The 19,673-nt window shown below is 61.5% G+C and carries 18 protein-coding genes; 5 read left to right on the forward strand and 13 right to left on the reverse strand.

Translation table 11 applies throughout. The features are described 5' to 3' along the window. The first annotated feature begins 1 nt into the window (after position 1). The 3 genes from phoB (at position 2) to JJN09_RS19670 (ending at position 3,504) form a co-directional block, all read left to right on the forward strand. Positions 2-691, forward strand: a complete 690-nt coding sequence (phoB, locus tag JJN09_RS19660; RefSeq protein ID WP_007896474.1) for a phosphate regulon transcriptional regulator PhoB — start codon at positions 2-4, stop codon at positions 689-691. A gap of 74 nt (positions 692-765) precedes the next feature. Beyond that, entirely contained in the window at positions 766-2,052 is a 1,287-nt protein-coding gene (gene phoR, locus JJN09_RS19665; RefSeq protein ID WP_218887987.1) for a phosphate regulon sensor histidine kinase PhoR, read from the forward strand. Positions 2,053-2,163: 111 nt separating this feature from the next. Beyond that, the gene (locus tag JJN09_RS19670; RefSeq protein WP_249483152.1) at positions 2,164-3,504 is read left to right on the forward strand and encodes a hemolysin family protein; all 1,341 of its coding nucleotides are present in this window, start codon (positions 2,164-2,166) and stop codon (positions 3,502-3,504) included. 6 nt (positions 3,505-3,510) lie between these two features. Here JJN09_RS19670 and JJN09_RS19675 read toward each other — a convergent pair whose 3' ends face one another. From JJN09_RS19675 to JJN09_RS19710, 8 genes are all read right to left on the reverse strand, one after another. Beyond that, positions 3,511-4,407 (reverse strand): M23 family metallopeptidase, encoded by an 897-nt coding sequence (locus JJN09_RS19675; protein ID WP_249483153.1) that lies wholly within the window; start codon positions 4,405-4,407, stop codon positions 3,511-3,513. A gap of 185 nt (positions 4,408-4,592) precedes the next feature. Continuing rightward, positions 4,593-5,549: a response regulator gene (locus JJN09_RS19680; protein WP_249483155.1), complete on the reverse strand. Its 957-nt coding sequence runs from the start codon at positions 5,547-5,549 to the stop codon at positions 4,593-4,595. A 177-nt stretch (positions 5,550-5,726) separates the two neighbouring features. Further along, positions 5,727-6,488 carry a phosphate signaling complex protein PhoU gene (gene phoU, locus JJN09_RS19685; protein WP_007954334.1) on the reverse strand — a complete coding sequence of 254 codons (762 nt, stop codon included), beginning with the start codon at positions 6,486-6,488 and terminating at the stop codon, positions 5,727-5,729. Positions 6,489-6,559: 71 nt separating this feature from the next. Further along, positions 6,560-7,393: a phosphate ABC transporter ATP-binding protein PstB gene (gene pstB / locus JJN09_RS19690; RefSeq protein ID WP_065258233.1), complete on the reverse strand. Its 834-nt coding sequence runs from the start codon at positions 7,391-7,393 to the stop codon at positions 6,560-6,562. Positions 7,394-7,475: 82 nt separating this feature from the next. Further along, positions 7,476-9,146 (reverse strand): phosphate ABC transporter permease PstA, encoded by a 1,671-nt coding sequence (pstA, locus tag JJN09_RS19695; RefSeq protein WP_249483157.1) that lies wholly within the window; start codon positions 9,144-9,146, stop codon positions 7,476-7,478. 15 nt (positions 9,147-9,161) lie between these two features. Beyond that, positions 9,162-11,195, reverse strand: coding sequence for an ABC transporter permease subunit (locus JJN09_RS19700; protein WP_249490832.1), 2,034 nt, complete (start codon positions 11,193-11,195; stop codon positions 9,162-9,164). 424 nt (positions 11,196-11,619) lie between these two features. Further along, complete coding sequence (locus JJN09_RS19705; RefSeq protein ID WP_065258236.1) at positions 11,620-12,621, reverse strand: phosphate ABC transporter substrate-binding protein PstS; 1,002 nt, start codon at positions 12,619-12,621, stop codon at positions 11,620-11,622. Positions 12,622-12,789: 168 nt separating this feature from the next. Then, a complete protein-coding gene (locus JJN09_RS19710; protein ID WP_249483159.1) occupies positions 12,790-14,088 on the reverse strand; it encodes an MFS transporter in 1,299 nt (432 codons plus the stop codon). 377 nt (positions 14,089-14,465) lie between these two features. Between JJN09_RS19710 and JJN09_RS19715 the strand changes: the two genes are divergently transcribed. Continuing rightward, the gene (locus JJN09_RS19715; protein WP_003229628.1) at positions 14,466-14,870 is read left to right on the forward strand and encodes an acyl-CoA thioesterase; all 405 of its coding nucleotides are present in this window, start codon (positions 14,466-14,468) and stop codon (positions 14,868-14,870) included. A gap of 59 nt (positions 14,871-14,929) precedes the next feature. Further along, on the forward strand, positions 14,930-15,829 hold the full coding sequence (locus JJN09_RS19720) for a D-hexose-6-phosphate mutarotase (protein WP_249483161.1): 900 nt from the start codon (positions 14,930-14,932) through the stop codon (positions 15,827-15,829). Between the two features lie 46 nt (positions 15,830-15,875). On the opposite strand, the gene JJN09_RS19725 is transcribed toward JJN09_RS19720, so the two are convergent. The 5 genes from JJN09_RS19725 to JJN09_RS19745 form a co-directional block, all read right to left on the reverse strand. Beyond that, a complete protein-coding gene (locus tag JJN09_RS19725; protein ID WP_249483163.1) occupies positions 15,876-16,412 on the reverse strand; it encodes a DUF3299 domain-containing protein in 537 nt (178 codons plus the stop codon). Positions 16,413-16,502: 90 nt separating this feature from the next. After that, positions 16,503-16,748, reverse strand: a complete 246-nt coding sequence (locus JJN09_RS19730) for a GlsB/YeaQ/YmgE family stress response membrane protein (RefSeq protein ID WP_085696742.1) — start codon at positions 16,746-16,748, stop codon at positions 16,503-16,505. 111 nt (positions 16,749-16,859) lie between these two features. Beyond that, positions 16,860-17,942, reverse strand: a complete 1,083-nt coding sequence (locus JJN09_RS19735; RefSeq protein WP_096817156.1) for a 5-(carboxyamino)imidazole ribonucleotide synthase — start codon at positions 17,940-17,942, stop codon at positions 16,860-16,862. A 10-nt stretch (positions 17,943-17,952) separates the two neighbouring features. Beyond that, positions 17,953-18,444: a 5-(carboxyamino)imidazole ribonucleotide mutase gene (gene purE, locus JJN09_RS19740; RefSeq protein ID WP_007954291.1), complete on the reverse strand. Its 492-nt coding sequence runs from the start codon at positions 18,442-18,444 to the stop codon at positions 17,953-17,955. Between the two features lie 212 nt (positions 18,445-18,656). Then, positions 18,657-19,565 carry a LysR substrate-binding domain-containing protein gene (locus JJN09_RS19745; protein ID WP_249483165.1) on the reverse strand — a complete coding sequence of 303 codons (909 nt, stop codon included), beginning with the start codon at positions 19,563-19,565 and terminating at the stop codon, positions 18,657-18,659. Positions 19,566-19,673: the final 108 nt, after the last annotated feature.

Raw genomic sequence — 19,673 nt, forward strand, 5'->3', positions numbered from 1 at the left:
CATGGTTGGCAGGAGCATTCTGATCGTCGACGACGAAGCGCCCATTCGCGAAATGATCGCCGTTGCGTTGGAAATGGCCGGCTATGACTGCCTCGAGGCAGAGAACTCGCAGCAGGCGCACGCCATTATCGTTGACCGCAAACCGGACCTGATCCTGCTCGACTGGATGCTGCCCGGCACCTCCGGCATCGAGCTGGCCCGTCGCCTCAAGCGTGACGAGCTGACCGGGGACATCCCGATCATCATGCTCACTGCCAAGGGCGAAGAGGACAACAAGATCCAGGGGCTGGAAGTCGGCGCCGACGACTACATCACCAAACCGTTTTCCCCACGCGAACTGGTAGCACGCCTCAAGGCTGTGCTGCGTCGCGCCGGTCCGACCGATGGCGAAGCGCCGATCGAAGTCGGCGGCCTGCTGCTCGACCCGATCAGCCACCGCGTGACCATCGACGGCAAACCTGCCGAGATGGGCCCGACCGAATACCGTCTGCTGCAATTCTTCATGACTCACCAGGAACGCGCCTACACCCGTGGCCAGTTGCTGGACCAGGTCTGGGGCGGCAACGTCTATGTTGAGGAGCGCACGGTCGACGTGCACATCCGACGCCTGCGTAAGGCCCTCGGCGACGCCTACGAAAATCTGGTACAAACCGTGCGCGGCACTGGCTATCGGTTCTCCACCAAGGCCTGAGCCGAGCGCCCGCCCCGCAGACAAGGACCGCATTTTCCGTGAACCAAAACTGGCATGGCACCCTGATTCGCCACATGCTGTTGCTGGTCACCGGCTGCCTGGTGATCGGCCTGATCACCGGCTACTACGGCTGGAGCCTGGCGGCGGGACTGGGCCTGTACCTGGCCTGGACGCTCAAGCAACTGCTGCGTTTGCACGAATGGCTGCGCCTGCACCAACCCGATGAAGCACCGCCCGACGGCTACGGCCTGTGGGGTGAAGTGTTCGACAGCATCTACCACCTGCAACGCCGCGACCAACGGGTCCGCGGACGCCTGCAAGCGGTGATCGACCGCGTTCAGGAGTCTACCGCCGCACTGAAAGATGCGGTGATCATGCTCGACAGCGACGGCAATCTTGAATGGTGGAACCGCGCCGCCGAAACCTTGCTCGGCCTGAAAACGCCACAGGACAGCGGCCAACCGGTGACCAACCTGGTCCGTCATCCGCGCTTCAAGGAATACTTCGAGCAGGAAAGCTACGCCGAGCCGCTGGAAATCCCGTCGCCGACCAACGACCGCGTACGCATCCAGCTCTACCTCACGCGCTACGGCAACAACGAACACTTGATGCTGGTGCGCGACGTCACGCGCATCCATCAGCTGGAACAGATGCGCAAAGACTTCATCGCCAACGTCTCCCACGAGCTGCGCACCCCGCTGACGGTGATCTGTGGCTACCTGGAAACCCTGCTCGACAATGTCGAGGAAGTGAACCCGCGCTGGAGCCGCGCCCTGCAGCAGATGCAGCAACAGGGCGGCCGCATGCAAACCTTGCTCAACGACTTGCTGTTGCTGGCCAAACTGGAAGCCACCGATTACCCGTCGGACAACCAGCCCGTGCACATCGACACCCTGTTGCAGTCGATCAAGAGCGACGCGCAGCAATTGTCCGGCTCGAAGAATCAGCGCATCACCCTGGAAGCCGATACCAGCATCCTGCTCAAGGGCAGTGAGGCGGAACTGCGCAGCGCGTTTTCCAATCTGGTGTTCAACGCCGTCAAGTACACCCCGGCCGAAGGCAATATCCGTATCCGCTGGTGGGGCGACGATCAGGGCGCACACCTCAGCGTGCAGGATTCCGGGATCGGCATCGACAGCAAACACCTGCCGCGCTTGACCGAACGCTTCTACCGCGTCGACTCCAGCCGCAACTCCAACACCGGCGGCACGGGCCTGGGCCTGGCCATCGTCAAACACGTGTTGCTGCGCCATCGCGCGCGAATGGAGATCAGCAGCGTGCCCGGTCACGGCAGCACGTTCACCTGCCATTTCGCCCCGGCGCAGGTCGCCCAGGCACGGGTCATCAGCGCCGCTGAGTAATGCCGGACTAGGCAATCGCCGGGTCAGCCGCTACATTGGCTGACTTGCGCCTGCCTTTCAGACGCGATTTCTTCTCTCTTACGAATCACACGGAACCTGCAAAACTCCATCATGGACCCTTCCCCTGGCTTGTCCCTCGCAACAATTTTCGCCGATTTCGGCATGATTCTTTTCGCTCTGATCCTGGTTTTGCTCAACGGCTTCTTCGTTGCGGCGGAATTCGCCATGGTCAAACTGCGCTCGACCCGGGTCGAAGCCATCGCCGATCAGAACGGCTGGCGCGGGCACATCCTGCGCACCGTGCACAGTCAGCTCGATGCTTACCTCTCGGCGTGCCAGCTCGGTATCACCCTCGCCTCCCTCGGCCTGGGCTGGGTCGGTGAGCCGGCGTTCGCGCACATTCTCGAGCCGCTGCTGAGTGCGGTCGGCGTGCAGTCGCCCGAAGTCGTCAAAGGCATCTCGTTCTTCACCGCGTTCTTCATCATTTCCTACCTGCACATCGTGGTCGGCGAGCTCGCACCCAAATCCTGGGCGATCCGCAAACCCGAGTTGCTGTCGCTGTGGACGGCGGTGCCGCTGTACCTGTTCTACTGGGCCATGTACCCGGCGATCTATCTGCTCAACGCCAGCGCCAACACCATCCTGCGCATCGCGGGGCAAGGTGAACCCGGCCCGCATCACGAGCACCATTACAGCCGCGAAGAACTGAAACTGATCCTGCACTCCAGCCGTGGCCAGGACCCGAGCGACCAAGGCATGCGCGTGCTGGCCTCGGCGGTGGAAATGGGCGAGCTGGAAGTGGTCGACTGGGCCAACTCCCGGGAAGACCTGATCACCCTCGAGTTCAACGCCCCGTTGAAAGAAATCCTGGCGATGTTCCGTCGCCACAAGTTCAGCCGTTATCCGGTGTACGACAGCGAGCGCCAGGAGTTCGTCGGCCTGCTGCACATCAAGGATCTGCTGCTGGAACTGGCGGCGCTGGATCACATCCCCGAGTCGTTCAACCTCGCCGAACTGACCCGCCCGCTGGAACGCGTGTCGCGGCACATGCCGCTGTCGCAGCTGCTTGAGCAGTTCCGCAAGGGCGGCTCGCACTTCGCCGTGGTTGAAGAAGCCGACGGCAACATCATCGGCTACCTGACCATGGAAGACGTGCTGGAAGTGCTGGTCGGCGACATCCAGGACGAGCACCGCAAGGCCGAGCGCGGCATCCTCGCCTACCAGCCGGGCAAGTTGCTGGTACGGGGCGATACACCGCTGTTCAAAGTCGAGCGCCTGCTGGGTATCGATCTGGATCACATCGAAGCCGAAACCCTCGCCGGGCTGATCTACGAAACCCTGAAACGGGTGCCGGAAGAGGAAGAAGTGCTGGAAGTCGAAGGTCTGCGGATCATCATCAAGAAGATGAAAGGCCCGAAGATCATTCTGGCCAAGGTGCTGATGCTCGACTGACGGGGTTTATCGCTTGCCCAACGCAAAGTTGGGCAACGCCCCCAGCGGCTGGTTGAACTGATACGGAATCGATACCAGCCCCCCTCCTGTATTGCGCTGCACCACGAAGTGCAGATGCGGGCCGCTGCTATTGCCCGTATTGCCGGACAGCGCCAGCGGACTGCCCACCGCCACGCGCTGACCTTCCCGTACACTCACCGACCCTTGCTTGAGGTGCAGGTACACGCCCATCGTGCCGTCGTCGTGCAGCACCCGCACGAAATTGCCGGAAGGATCGGTGCCGCGCCCGTTCTGCGAATTCTCGGTCTTCACCACCACGCCGGCCCGCGCCGCGATGATCGGCGTGCCGACGGGCATGGCGATGTCCATCGCGTACTTGTTCTTCGGTCCGAAGTGGCTGTAGTCGCCATTGGCGCCCTGACTCAGACGGAACGGCCCGCCCCGCCACGGAAACGGATAGCGATAGCTCTGAGCGGCGCCAGCCGGGTCGCCGAGGGAATACTGGAACATCGGGGTGTACACCAGCGGCTTGCCACCGGACACCGCCGTCAGCAACGCCAGCCGCGTGTTGCTGCGCGCCGGCAGCACCCGGCGGATCGTTTCCGTCGGTGCGCCACGCACGTTGCTCATCCCGGTAAACGCCAGTGCAACCTCGACCGGCGCATACAGGTCGTTGCGCACGAACACCACGTCCGTGCCCTTCTGCTTCTTGATGTCGAGGTAGACCTGGCGCTCGAGCCTCTCGACCATACGGTCCTGAAACACGAACACCTGTGAGCCTTTGCTCGGACGGTCGCTGTACGAAACCACTCCGTTGGCATCGGTGGATTTGTAGATCGTCATGGCCACAGTCGAGGTGGAGGCCATGAACAGACCACAGAAAAACAGCAGGCGCAGGGGCATGGGCAAAAGTTCTGTCGAGTAAGGCCTGGGAATGAGCCTAGCAGCTGAGACAGACCAGGCTAGTCGACAGATGTTTCAAATTTGGCACAGCACAAAACAAAAGGTCGCAGCCCAGAGCAGCTCCCGCATTGGAATACCATCCTTTGCGGGGCTGCCCCAGGCTGCGACCTTTTTGGCCGCGACGCTTACGCGCCTGGAACGAAGTGCTTCTGCGCCGTGCCGCGGGCGATCAGGCGGGAAATGTAGTCGAGCTTCTGCGCGTCCTGGTCGACGAAACGGAAGGTCAGTTGCAGCCAGTCGCTGTCGGCTTTCTGCTCATGCGCCACGATGGCGTGCAGATAACCGTTGAGGCGGGCGATTTCGGCGTTGTCGCCCTGCTCCAGATCGAGCACGGCGCTGTCGAGGATCTGCGGCAGGGTGTCGGTGCGTTTTACCACCAGCAGCGCTTCCTTGATGCTCAGGGCCTTGATCACACATTGCTGGGTACCGCTTGGCAGGCGCAGTTGGCCTTGGCCACGACCACTGGCCGGAGCGGCGGAGGCTGCCGGGGCTTTCACGGGCGGACTGTTGAGCAGACCGCGCTGTGGCGCGGCGGCCGGGGCCGGGGCCGCTGCAGCAGGCTTGGCAAACGGATTCACCGCCGCAGCTGCCGGTGCGGAACCGATGACCGCGGCCTTGCCGCCCGTCAACGCGCTCAGGGAGTCGTTGCCGAACGCCGAGTTCATCTTGGTCGGGGCGCTGTTCATCAGGGTGTCGAGCTTGCCGACCTTGTTCAGGGCCTGCTTGACCTTGGTCAGCAGTTGCTCGTTGGTGAACGGTTTGCTGACGTAGCCGGAAACGCCGGCCTGAATCGCCTGGACCACGTTTTCCTTGTCGCCACGGCTGGTGACCATGACGAACGGCATGGTTTTGAGATTGTCTTGCTCACGGCACCAGGTCAGCAGTTCGAGGCCGGACATTTCCGGCATTTCCCAGTCGCACAGGACCAGGTCGAACGCTTCCTTGGCCAGCATGGCCTGAGCCTTTTTACCGTTGACGGCGTCCTCGGTGCGGATCCCCGGGAAGTAATTACGCAGGCACTTTTTCACCAGGTCACGAATGAACGATGCATCGTCCACGACCAACACACTGATCTTGCTCATCCAACACCCCTATTAAAATCCCGGCAAGCATAACGCTGGCTGATGGCACATTGCCAAAACTCTTCAGTCACGCCGGGACTTTTCGTTCGCGGGTGCTGCTTTTTAATTCGCTTTCACATCACAGAAGCAGAAACAAAAACGCCCGGCCAAAGGGCCGGGCGCTTTTCTCAGGCAATCTTACTTATCGTCCGCATCGCCCGGAACATTAGCGGTTTCACCACTTGTTCCTTCAACTTCTTCCTTCATGCGCTTGAGGCCCATGTGGCGCACGTCGGTGCCGCGCACCAGGTAAATCACCAGCTCCGAAATGTTGCGCGCGTGATCGCCGATCCGCTCCAGCGAACGCAGCACCCAGATAATGCTCAAGACCCGCGAGATAGAGCGTGGGTCTTCCATCATGTAGGTCGCCAGCTCGCGCAGGGCGGTCTTGTATTCGCGGTCGATGATCTTGTCGTACTGCGCCACCGACAACGCCAGATCGGCATCGAAACGGGCAAAGGCGTCCAGCGCATCGCGGACCATGTTGCGCACCTGGTCGCCGATGTGACGCACTTCGACGTAACCACGCGGCGCTTCGCCTTCTTCGCACAGCTGAATCGCACGACGGGCGATCTTGGTCGCTTCGTCGCCGATGCGCTCAAGGTCGATCACCGACTTGGAAATGCTGATGATCAGACGCAGGTCGGACGCCGCTGGCTGACGACGGGCCAGAATGCGCAGGCATTCTTCGTCGATGTTGCGTTCCATCTGGTTGATCTGGTCGTCGATCTCGCGCACTTGCTGGGCCAGACCTGAGTCGGCCTCGATCAGCGCGGTGACCGCGTCGTTGACCTGCTTCTCGACCAGCCCGCCCATGGCCAGGAGGTGGCTGCGCACTTCTTCCAGTTCGGCGTTGAACTGCGCGGAAATGTGGTGGGTAAGGCCTTCTTTACTAATCATGTTGGCGTCCTTGGAGCGTCCGGTAAGGTGCGGCGGGCCGCAGCGTCAATTCTGTGAATAACCCGCAACTGTCAGCCGTAACGACCGGTGATGTAGTCTTCGGTCTGCTTCTTGGCCGGATTGGTGAACAGCGTATCGGTGTCGCCGAATTCCACCAGTTTGCCCATGTACATGAACGCCGTGTAGTCGGACACCCGCGCCGCCTGCTGCATGTTGTGGGTCACGATGACGATGGTGAACTTGGACTTGAGCTCGTAGATCAGCTCTTCGACTTTCAGGGTCGAGATCGGGTCGAGGGCCGAGCACGGTTCGTCGAGCAGCAGCACTTCCGGCTCCACGGCGATGGTACGGGCAATCACCAGACGCTGTTGCTGACCACCTGACAGGCCGAGTGCCGAGTCATGCAGACGGTCTTTCACTTCGTCCCACAGGGCTGCGCCTTTCAACGCCCACTCGACGGCTTCGTCGAGGATGCGCTTCTTGTTGATACCCTGGATGCGCAGGCCGTAGACCACGTTTTCGTAGATGGTCTTCGGGAACGGGTTCGGCTTCTGGAACACCATGCCGACCCGGCGACGCAGTTCGGCCACGTCTTCGCCCTTGCGGTAGATGTTGTTGCCGTACAGGTTGATCGCGCCTTCGACGCGGCAGCCATCCACCAGGTCATTCATGCGGTTGAAGGTACGCAGCAGCGTGGACTTGCCGCAGCCGGACGGGCCGATGAAGGCGGTCACGCGCTGTTTCGGGATGTTCATGCTGACGTCGTACAGCGCTTGTTTCTCGCCGTAGAACAGGCTCAGGCCCGGCACTTCGATGGCCACCGTTTCCTGCTCGAGGTTCAGGCTCTGCTTGTCGCGGCCCAGGGCCGACATGTTGATGCCGTGGGTATGTGTTTCGTGCTGCATGGGAGGCTCCCTGTGCTAACAAATTCGGTTCGGTTGGCTGCCGGGAGTCAAGCCGGCAGCCCTTCAATTCTTGTAACGACGATCAGCTGTCCAGCGCCTTGTACTTCTCGCGCAGGTGGTTACGAATCCACACTGCCGACAGGTTGAGCACGGCAATCACCAGTACCAGCAGCAACGCGGTGGCGTACACCAGCGGTCGTGCGGCTTCGACGTTCGGGCTCTGGAAGCCGACGTCATAAATATGGAAGCCCAAGTGCATGATCTTCTGGTCCAGGTGCAGGTACGGGTAGTTGCCATCCACCGGCAGCGACGGCGCCAGTTTCACCACACCCACCAGCATCAGCGGCGCCACTTCACCGGCGGCGCGAGCCACGGCGAGGATCATGCCGGTCATCATGGCCGGGCTGGCCATCGGGATCACGATCTTCCACAGGGTTTCAGCCTTGGTCGCGCCGAGGGCCAGCGAGCCCTCACGCACGGTGCGAGGAATCCGCGCCAGGCCTTCTTCGGTCGCCACGATCACCACCGGCACCGCCAGCAGCGCCAGGGTCAACGAAGCCCAGAGCAGACCCGGCGTACCGAAGGTCGGTGCCGGCAGTGCTTCCGGGAAGAACAAGCGGTCAACCGAACCACCCAGCACGTAGACGAAGAAGCCCAGACCGAACACGCCGTAAACGATCGCCGGAACACCCGCGAGGTTGTTCACCGCGATCCGGATGATCCGGGTCAGGGCGTTCTGCTTGGCGTATTCACGCAGGTACACCGCCGCCAGCACGCCGAACGGGGTCACGATCATCGCCATGATCAGGGTCATCATCACGGTGCCGAAGATCGCCGGAAAGATCCCGCCTTCGGTGTTCGCTTCGCGCGGATCGTCGGACAGGAACTCCCAGATCTTGCTGAAGTAGAAACCGACCTTAGTGAAGGTGCTCATGGCGTTCGGCTGGTAGGCGTGAACCACTTTGCCCAGACCGATTTCGATTTCCTTGCCGTTGGCATCGCGAGCGGTCAAGGCGTCACGGTTGAACTGCGCGTGCAGATCGGCCAGACGAGCTTCAACGTCTTGATAGCGGGCGTTCAGCTCGGCACGCTCGGCGTCCATGTCCGCTTGCGCGGTGGCGTCGAGCTTGCCCTCCAGCTCCAGTTTGCGACCGTGCAGACGGATGCGCTCGAGACCGGCGTTGATCGCGCCGATATCGGTTTTTTCCAGCGACTTCAACTGTGCAGCGAGGCCGTTCACACGGTTGATCCGCGCTTGCAGCTCAGGCCAGGCGGCTTCGCCTTCGGCGATGACCTTACCGTCCTGTTTGACGTTGACCAGGTAGCCGTAGAAGTTGCCCCACTCGCGACGCTCGATCGCCATCAACTCTGGCGGCGTGGTCTGGTTGGTCAGCCACTCGCCAACGATCCAGGTGAAGTCGTTGCCGTTCAGGTCACGGTTGCCGACCTTGATCAGCTCGCGAGTCATGAATTCCGGGCCGACGTCAGGCACCGGCAGACCGGCGCTCTTCAGACGTGCGCGCGGCACTTCTTCTTTCTGCACCACTTCGCCGATGACCAGGTGATTGGCCTGGCCCGGCACGTCGTAGCTGGCATGCACCAGATCCGCCGGCCAGAAGTGACCCAGACCGCGCACGGCAATCACCGCCAGCAGGCCAATGGTCATGATGACCGCGATGGACACCGCGCCACCGCTGATCCAGACGCCCGGGGCGCCGCTCTTGAACCATCCATTCAGGGAGTTCTGTTTCACAGACTTCTACCTTTCTTAAAGCGACGAGTATTTCTTGCGCAGACGCTGACGAATCAGTTCCGCGAGGGTGTTCATGACGAAGGTGAACAACAGCAGCACCAGCGCCGAGAGGAACAGCACGCGGTAGTGGCTGCCGCCGACTTCCGACTCCGGCATTTCCACCGCGACGTTGGCGGCCAGGGTGCGCAGGCCTTCGAACAGGTTCATTTCCATGACCGGGGTATTGCCGGTGGCCATCAGCACGATCATGGTTTCACCGACCGCACGGCCCATGCCGATCATCAGCGCCGAGAAAATGCCCGGGCTGGCGGTCAGGATCACCACGCGAGTCATGGTCTGCCACGGCGTGGCACCGAGGGCCAGCGAGCCCAGGGTCAGGCCGCGCGGCACGCTGAACACGGCGTCTTCGGCGATCGAGTAGATGTTCGGGATCACCGCGAAGCCCATGGCCAGGCCGACCACCAGTGCGTTGCGCTGGTCGTAGGTGATGCCCAGGTCGTGGGAGATCCACATGCGCATGTCACCGCCGAAGAACCAGTTCTCCATGAACGGGCTCATGTACAGCGACAGCCAGCCCACGAACAGGATCACCGGGATCAGCAGTGCACTTTCCCAACCGTCCGGGACTTTCAGGCGGATCGATTCAGGCAGGCGACTGAAAGTGAAACCGGCGACCAGGATGCCGATCGGCAGCAGCATCAGCAGGCTGAAGATGCCCGGCAGATGCCCTTCCACATACGGTGCGAGGAACAGGCCGGCGAAGAAGCCGAGGATCACCGTCGGCATCGCCTCCATCAGCTCGATCACCGGTTTGACCTTGCGGCGCATGCCCGGGGCCATGAAATACGCGGTGTAGATCGCAGCGGCAACGGCCAGTGGCGCGGCCAGCAGCATCGCGTAGAACGCGGCTTTCAGGGTGCCGAAGGTCAGTGGCGACAGGCTCAGTTTCGGTTCGAAATCGGTGTTGGCGGCGGTCGATTGCCAGACGTATTTAGGCTCGTCGTAGTTCTCGTACCAGACCTTGCTCCACAGCGCGCTCCACGAGACTTCCGGGTGCGGGTTGTCGAGCAGCAGCGGTTGCAGCTTGCCGCCGGCCTCGACGATCACACGGTTGGCGCGTGGCGACAGACCGAACAGACCCTGGCCTTCTACCACCTGATCGACCAGCAAGGTGCGATGCGCGGTGCTGTGGAACACGCCGAGTTTGCCGCTGGCATCCAGGGCCAGGAAGCCCTTGCGACGTTCTTCCGCGGTGATTTCAACGATCGGCGTCTTGCCCATCTGGAAGGTACGGATCTGCTTCAGGCGCAGCTCGCCATCGGTGTCACGGGCCATGAACCACTGAGCCAGGCCACCGGTGGAGTCACCGACGATCAGCGAGATACCGCCCACCAGTTGGGTGGATGCGGTGACTTCGGCTTCGCCGTTTTCCAGCAGTTTGTAGCGACCGTTGAGACTCTTGTCGCGCAGGCTGAATACGTCGGCCTGGGCACGGCCGTTGATCACGTAGAGCCATTGCTGACGCGGGTCGACGAAGATGTTTTTCACCGGTTCAGTCATCTGCGGCAGATCGATACGCTTCTGCTCGTTAGTGACTTCGCCGGTCATCATGTTTTCTTCGCTGGTCAGCGACAACACATTGAGTTGCGAACCGGTGGAACCGACCAGCATCAGGGTCGTGTCGGTGGCGTTGAGGCTGACGTGCTCCAGCGCTCCGCCGCTCTCGTTCAGCGCAATCGGCGCCTCGCCGTACGGGAACTCGACCGCCGGGGTGATGGTTTTCTTGCCATCCGGATAGCTGACTTTATAGGTATGACGGAACACCAGCGCCTGACCGTTGGACAGGCCCACGGCCACCAGCGGATGACCTGGCTGGTCTTCGCCGATGGAGGTCACACTGGTGCCTGCCGGAACCGGCAGATCGACGCGCTTCAATTCAGCGCCACTGTCGATGTCGAAGAACAACGCCTGGCCCTTGTCGGAAACGCGCATGGCCACCTGATTCTGCTCTTCGAGCGAAATCATCAGCGGCTTGCCGGCGTCCTGCATCCAGGCCGGGGTGATTGCATCCTTCGCAGTCAGGTCAGCACCTTTGAACAGCGGCGCGACGACGTAGGCGAGGAAGAAGAAGATCAGGGTGATGGCTGCCAGCACCGCCAGACCGCCGACGAGGACGTACCAGCGGGTGAAGCGATCCTTGAGCGCGCGAATGCGGCGCTTGCGTTGCAACTCAGGCGTATTGAAGTCAATGCGCTTGGGAGGGTTCGTAGTCATTTTGGAATTGGCCAGATCATTCATGCGCACACCCTAGCGATCCTGTATGACAGAAAGATGACAATGCAGTGACGCACCAAATCCGCCGCCAGCTGGGCACTGGCAGTGGATAAAAGAATTCGGGGAGTGTGGGAGCCGGGCCGCTTGCGGGCCGGGCCCCACACGTGAGTCAGGCGGGGTTCACCCCTGACTCAGTTTGTTACTTCTTTGCGACTTCAGCGCCGCCTTCCTGCAGACCCAGGTCAGCCAGTGCTTTTGCAGCAACCTTGGCTGGCAGTGGGATGTAGCCGTCTTTCACTACCACTTCCTGGCCCTGTTTCGACAGAACCAGTTTCACGAACTCGGCTTCCAGCGGGGCCAGAGGCTTGTTCGGGGCTTTGTTGACGTACACGTACAGGAAACGGGACAGCGGGTACTTGCCGTTCAGGGCGTTTTCTTCGGTGTCTTCGATGAAGTCAGTGCTGCCTTTCTTCGACAGAGCAACGGTTTTCACGCTGGCGGTCTTGTAGCCGATGCCCGAGTAACCGATGCCGTTCAGCGAGGAGCTGATCGACTGCACGACCGAAGCCGAGCCTGGTTGTTCGTTGACGTTAGGCTTGTAGTCGCCTTTGCACAGGGCTTCTTCCTTGAAGTAGCCGTAGGTGCCGGATACCGAGTTGCGACCGAACAGTTGAACCGGCTTGTTGGCCAGGTCGCCGGTCACGCCCAGGTCGCCCCAGGTTTTCACGTCGGCTTTGGCGCCGCACAGACGGGTGGACGAGAAGATCGCGTCAACCTGTTCCATGGTCAGGTGCTGGATCGGGTTGTCCTTGTGCACGAATACAGCCAGGGCGTCCACGGCAACCGGGATAGCGGTTGGCTTGTAGCCGTATTTCTGTTCGAAGGCCGCCAGTTCGGTGTCCTTCATCTTGCGGCTCATCGGGCCCAGGTTGGAGGTGCCTTCAGTCAGCGCAGGTGGCGCGGTGGCGGAGCCAGCGGCCTGAATCTGGATGTTTACGTTCGGGTATTCTTTTTTGTAGTTCTCGGCCCACAAGGTCATGAGGTTGGCCAGAGTATCGGAGCCGACGCTGGACAAGTTGCCCGACACACCAGTGGTCTTGGTGTAGCTCGGGATCGACGGGTCAACAGCGGCGAACGCGTTGGCGGTCGCAACGCCAGCAGCGACAAAAGTCATTGCCGCCATCAAACGCTTCAGTTTCATGCCTTACTCCTAGCAGATAGGGGGTGTTAAGTCGGGGCCAAGTATCAGCAGGCCGTGTGAACACTCTATGGCTGAAATATGACAATTGGATGAAAGGCCAGCATCCCCTGTCGGAAGGCTGGCCTTTCAGTTGTAACCGAACGTGTGAGGGTGATTCACCCGTGTGATTTAGCGGCCCTTGCTCCACAGCCACGCGCCGACCAGGATCCCCATCCCGCACAGCACCGCCACGTAATAGGCGGGGCCCATCGCGCTTTCTTTAAGCAGCAAGCTGACCACCATCGGGGTCAGGCCACCGAAGATTGCGTAAGCGACGTTATAAGAGAAGGACAGGCCGCTGAAGCGCACCACCGGCGGGAACGCCTTGACCATCACGTACGGCACCGCGCCGATGGTGCCGACCAAGAAACCGGTCAGCGCATACAGCGGGAACAGCCAGTTCGGGTGATCGGCGAGGCTGTGATAGAAGGTCCAGGAGCTGATCAGCAGCCCCAGGCAACCGAACACAAACACGCGGCCGGCACCAAAGCGATCCGCCAGCGCGCCGGAAATGATGCAGCCCAGGCTCAGGAACACGATCGCCAGGCTGTTGGATTGCAGCGCGGTGGTCGGCGAGAAGTGATAGACCGTCTGCAGCACAGTCGGGGTCATCAGGATCACCACGACGATGCCGGCGGACAGCAGCCAGGTCAGCAGCATCGAGATGGCGATCGCGCCGCGATGGTCACGCAGTACCGCGCGCAATGGCACTTCTTCGGCCAAGGCCTTGCGCTGTTGCAGTTCGGCGAACACCGGGGTTTCGTGCAGCCAGCGGCGCAGGTAGACCGAGAACAGGCCGAACACGCCGCCGAGCAGGAATGGAATCCGCCAGGCGTAATCCGCGACTTCCACTGGCGTATAGATGCTGTTGATCGCAGTGGCGACCAGCGAACCCAGCAGGATGCCAGCGGTCAGGCCGCTGGTCAGGGTCCCGCAGGCGTAACCGATGTGCTTTCCAGGCACGTGTTCGGAAACGAAGACCCACGCCCCCGGCACTTCGCCGCCAATCGCCGCACCCTGGATGACGCGCATCAGCAGCAGCAGGATCGGCGCCCACATGCCGATCTGTGCGTAGGTCGGTAGCAGGCCCATGATCAGGGTCGGCACCGCCATCATGAAGATGCTCAGGGTGAACATCTTCTTGCGCCCCAGCAGGTCGCCGAAGTGCGCCATAACGATCCCGCCCAGCGGCCGCGCAAGGTAACCGGCGGCGAAGATGCCGAAGGTCTGCATCAGGCGCAGCCACTCGGGCATGTCGGCCGGGAAGAACAACTTGCCGACCACGGTGGCAAAGAACACGAAGATGATGAAATCGTAAAACTCCAGCGCGCCCCCCAGGGCCGATAGCGACAGAGTCTTGTAGTCATTGCGGGTCAACGGTCGTGCGGGTTGGTCGGGCTGCGCGAGGCTCGAGGGCGCTGTGGTCATGGCAAGGTCTTCTCTTATAGTCGGATCTGCCGCCACAACAACGCTGGCTGTGGCTCGGGCAGGTTCGGCACCATAGCAAATTGTTCGAAAAAGCACATAGAGGCGCGTATTTGACGGTCGAAATGAGAACCGGACGGTCGTCGCGGAGTCTACCGACCGATATACTCGCAATCCTGCTCCTGCTTGTAAGGGGTTGCTGTGCGAAAACGTCGTTGGCCCGACCTTTGCTCGGGATTAGCCGGTTTCGCAGAGTTTCTCCTTAGGCGCCTGATGGAAAACGTGACGAACGTAGTATGTTCGGTGCTGAATCGTTTTTCCCGAAGACGGCTACCACCAGCAGCACCAACGAAGAGTCACGGGTCAGAGGCACCCCCGGCATGATAGAGCTCGAACAAGAAGATCCGATCCCGCAAGGCGACCTGGCCCTGCAAATCACCGCGCTTCCCCGCGAAACCAACGGCTTCGGCGATATTTTCGGCGGCTGGCTGGTGGCGCAGATGGACCTGGCCGGCACTGCGATGGCCAGCCGCGTCGCCGGTGGCCGTGTCGCGACCGTTGCCATCGATCGCATGGCGTTTCTGGTGCCGGTGGCTGTCGGCGCGCAATTGTCCTTTTACACCCAGACTCTGGAAATCGGCCGCAGCTCGATCCAGATGATGGTCGAAGTATGGAGCGACGATCCGCTGTCCAGCGAGTGGCGTAAAGTGACCGAAGCGGTGTTCGTGTTCGTTGCCATCGATGGCAGTGGTCGCACTCGCTCCGTTCCACCACGCGCACGTTAAACCTCGCGGCCGTTTGCAGGTCGATAGTCGTCCCAAGTTGCTGATTCGAGAGTTGTCCCATGAACACGCCCAACGTTGAAGCCGTGAAACTGGATGAACTGAACTGCTGGCGCATCCGCCACGGTCAGGCCGAAGTGCTGGTCGCCCAGCAAGGCGCGCATATCCTCAGTTATCAGGTGGACGGCCAGCCGCCGCTGATCTGGCTGAACGACAAGGCCGTGTTCAAGACCGGCAAGAGCATCCGCGCCGGCGTGCCGGTGTGCTGGCCGTGGTTCGGCGTCTTTGCCCGTAACCCGCAGAGCGTGCAGGCGATGCGCGTCAGCAAAGAGCCGGCCGCCGCTCACGGGTTTGTCCGGGCGATGGATTGGGAACTGGGCGGTATCGAAATCGAGGGCGAAAGCCTGAAAGTGGAGTTCAAGCTGCCCTACCCGGAAGGTGGTTTCCCGGGTTGGCCGCATCAGGTCGATCTGACCCTGACCCTGCGCCTCGACGATCAACTGCACATCAGCCTGACCAGCCACAACCGTGGCGCCGACACCGTCAGCATCAGCCAGGCGTTGCACAGCTATTTCGCCGTCAGCGATGTGCGCAACGTGCGGGTCGAAGGCGTGGATGGCCTGGATTACATCGAGACGCTGGATAACTGGAAGACTCACACCCAGCAAGGCGACCTGCGCTTCGCAGGGGAAACCGACCGCATCTACCTCGATGCTCCGCCGCAACTGAGCATCGTCGACCCAGCCTGGGAGCGACGCATCGTGCTGACCGCTACCGGTTCACGCACAGCGGTGATCTGGAACCCGTGGATCGACCGCGCCGCCGCGTTCAGCGATATGGACAACGATGGCTGGCAGCGCATGCTGTGCATCGAGACGGCGAATGTGATGGACGATGTGGTGACCCTGGCACCAGATGCCAACCACACCATGGGTGTCAGCGTCGGCAGCCAGCCACTCTGAAAACAAAATCGCAGCCCTGGGGCTGCGATTTTTTTGCTGCTCGGGATTACAGATCCTTTTCCTGCACCACCCGCACCTTGTCCGCTTCCAGCGCATACGCCGCATCGGCCAGGTCGTTGCTGACCTTTTCAACTTTCAGCGTGCCGGTCACCCACAGCGGCGTGTAGATGTCATCCAGCTTCAAGCCTTTTGGATAACGCACCAGCACCAGTTGATTCGGCGGCGGTGGCGGCACGTGGATGCACGCGCCCGGGTACGGCACCAGGAAGAACAGCGTGCTGCGGCCCTTGGCATCGGACTCCAGCGGCACCGGATAACCACCGATGCGGATGTGTTTGTCGTTCATCGACGCCACAGTCTTGGTCGAATACATCACCGCCGGCAGGCCCTTGGCCTGTTTCATCCCGCCCTTCTCGGTGAAGGTGCCGGTGGCTTCCGGGGAGTTGTGGTCGATCTCAGGCATGGCCTCGAGGGCTTTCTGATCCGACTTGGGCATCAGTTCCAGCCAGTCGGTTTCCGGCAGTTCGCCGGCGTGGGCCAGACCGCTGCCCAGCAAAAGGAGAGTCAACAGAAGACGGCGCATGAAGATGCTCGTAGGATGGAGAAAACAGTAAATCGCCGAGCATTCTAGCCCTCTCCACAGGTTTGGCAGAGAGGGCTTTGTCGCTTTGGATCAGTTCTTTTTGATCAGACCGTAGATCACCAGCAGGATGATGGCGCCCACCAGCGCACCGATGAAGCCTGCGCCCTGCCCCGCCTGATAGATGCCCAGGGCCTGGCCGCCGTAAGTGGCTGCCAGCGAACCGCCGATACCCAGCAGGATGGTCATGATCCAGCCCATGCTGTCATCGCCCGGTTTCAGGAACCGCGCCAGCAGGCCGACGATGAGGCCGATAAAGATGGTTCCGATAATTCCCATGGCATTTCCCTCTGAATAGTAGATATGCCAAAGCCTAGTCAGACTTTGGCATCCTGCCATGAGAGAACGGCGGCCCCTTAATGGTTCCGCCGCTGCCTGATGAAACTGTCGTTACTCGGCGATCAGCGCTTCGACCTTGAGGATCTGCTGCTCAAGGGTCGCCTTGTCCTTGCAGCGCAGGTTGGCGTGACCGACCTTGCGTCCGGCCTTGAACGCCTTGCCGTAGTGATGCAGGTGGCAATCGTCGATGGCGATGACTTTTTCAACCGGCGGAACAACACCGATGAAGTTGAGCATCGCGCTCTCGCCGACCTTGGCGGTCGAACCCAGCGGCAGACCGGCTACGGCCCGCAGGTGGTTTTCGAACTGACTGCACTCGGCGCCTTCGGTGGTCCAGTGCCCTGAGTTGTGCACGCGCGGGGCGATTTCGTTGGCTTTGAGGCCACCGTCGACTTCAAAGAACTCGAACGCCATCACGCCAACGTAGTCCAGCTGCTTGAGGACGCGGCTGGAGTAGTCTTCGGCCAGGGCCTGCAACGGGTGATCGGTGCTGGCAATCGACAGCTTGAGGATGCCGCTGTCGTGGGTGTTGTGCACCAGCGGATAGAACTTGGTCTCGCCATCACGAGCGCGCACGGCGATCAGCGACACTTCGCCGGTAAATGGCACGAAGCCTTCCAGCAGGCAAGCAACGCTGCCCAGCTCGGCGAATGTTCCGACCACGTCTTCCGGCTTGCGCAGGACTTTCTGGCCCTTGCCGTCGTAGCCCAGGGTGCGGGTCTTCAGCACGGCTGGCAGACCGATCGACGCGACGGCGGCGTCCAGGTCGGCTTGCGACTGGATGTCGGCGAACGCCGGGGTCGGGATCCCCAGGTCCTTGAACATGCTCTTTTCGAACCAGCGGTCGCGAGCAATACGCAGGGCTTCGGCGCTCGGGTAGACCGGCACGAATTGCGAAAGGAACGCCACGGTTTCAGCCGGGACGCTTTCGAACTCGAAGGTCACCAGATCGACTTCATCGGCCAGTTGACGCAGGTGATCCTGATCGCCGTAATCGGCCCGCAGGTGTTCACCCAGCGCAGCGGCGCAAGCGTCCGGCGCAGGGTCGAGGAAAGCGAAGTTCATGCCCAGCGGGGTGCCCGCCAGGGCCAACATGCGACCCAACTGGCCGCCACCGATTACACCGATCTTCATCTCAACAACCTCAGGCAATACGTGGGTCTGGATTGTCCAGGACGCTGTCTGTCTGCTCGGCACGGAAGGTCTTCAGTACCGCGTGAAATTGTGGATGCTTGGCGCCCAGGATGCTTGCCGACAGCAGAGCGGCGTTGATCGCGCCCGCCTTGCCGATGGCCAGGGTGGCAACCGGGATGCCGGCCGGCATCTGCACGATCGACAGCAGCGAATCGACGCCCGAGAGCATCGCCGACTGCACCGGTACGCCCAGCACCGGCAGGTGGGTCTTGGCCGCACACATGCCTGGCAGGTGGGCCGCGCCACCGGCACCGGCGATGATCACCTCGATGCCGCGGCCTTCAGCCTCTTCGGCGTACTGGAACAGCAGATCCGGGGTGCGGTGGGCGGAAACCACCTTGACCTCGTACGGGATGCCGAGCTTTTCCAGCATATCGGCGGTGTGGCTAAGGGTGGACCAATCGGACTTGGAGCCCATGATCACGCCAACCAGTGCACTCATCGTCGCGCCTCTTCTCTCTGGGCGCCCGCAGGCGCGTCAAAAACAACAAGCCACGCAGGATGCGTGGCTTGTTGTAGGAAAAATGGCCGGACGAACCGGCCGAAGGCCGCGCAGTATACCGCAAAGAAAGCAATAAACAGCCCCCGATACGACCATCTGTCAAATGAGCCAAAGCCCCGGTTTTATTGACTCAAAGGTCAGCGCCAGCGCATTCAGGAAGATTGTGCGGCCCCCCCTTCAAGCTTGCGCCACAACAATCGCACGTTGGCCTTGCGCACCAGCGCGCAGCGGTACAGGCGAATTTCCAGCGGCACGTGCCATTGCGGGCCGCCGCAGACCACCAGTTCGCCACGGGCCAGTTCGTTGCGCACGCTCAGTTGCGGCACCCAGGCAATGCCGAGGCCTTCGAGGGCCATGCTTTTAAGGCTGTCGGCCATGGCGGTTTCATAGATTGTGGTGAAACGTAGCTGACGCTGGCGCAGCAGCCCGTTCACCGAACGCCCGAGAAACGCTCCGGCGCTGTAGGCCAGCAGCGGCACGCTGGCCTCGCCTTCGAGATCAAACAACGGTTTGCCATTGGCATCCGCCGCGCACACCGGGAGCATTTCGGTCTGGCCCAGGTGCAGCGACGGGAAAATTTCCGGATCCATCTGCATCGCCGCGTCCGGGTCGTAGAACGCCAGCATCAGATCGCAACCACCTTCACGCAGCGCGTGCACCGCGTCGCCGACGTTGGTCGCCACCAGTCGCGTGGCGATGTTCAGGCCTTCGTTGCGCAGTTGCGCGATCCAGCGCGGGAAGAAGCCGAGCGCCAGCGAGTGCGCCGCCGCCACCTGAATCACCTCACCCTGCCCGCCCTCCAGATGATGGAGGTGGCGCAGCACTTCGCCGAGCTGTTCGACCACGGTGCGCGCGGTCACCAGAAACAGTTGCCCCGCCGCCGTCAGTTCGACCGGCGTGCGCGAGCGGTTGACCAGCGTCAGCCCGAGCGCCGCTTCCAGGCTGCGGATCCGCCGGCTGAAGGCAGGCTGCGTCACGAAGCGCCGTTCGGCCGCCTGCGAGAAGCTGCGGGTGGCGGCCAGAGCACTGAAGTCCTCGAGCCATTTGCTTTCCAGATTCATCACGTCCTCCCGGACACGCACCAAAACAGGTCACACGTCTGCCGCGCACGCGGCGTCACACGGGCATTATGCCGAATGTGCATAGGGCAGCGCTTAACAGCATTGGCC

The organism is Pseudomonas sp. HS6, assembly GCF_023375815.1.
In the GTDB taxonomy this organism is placed as follows: domain Bacteria; phylum Pseudomonadota; class Gammaproteobacteria; order Pseudomonadales; family Pseudomonadaceae; genus Aquipseudomonas.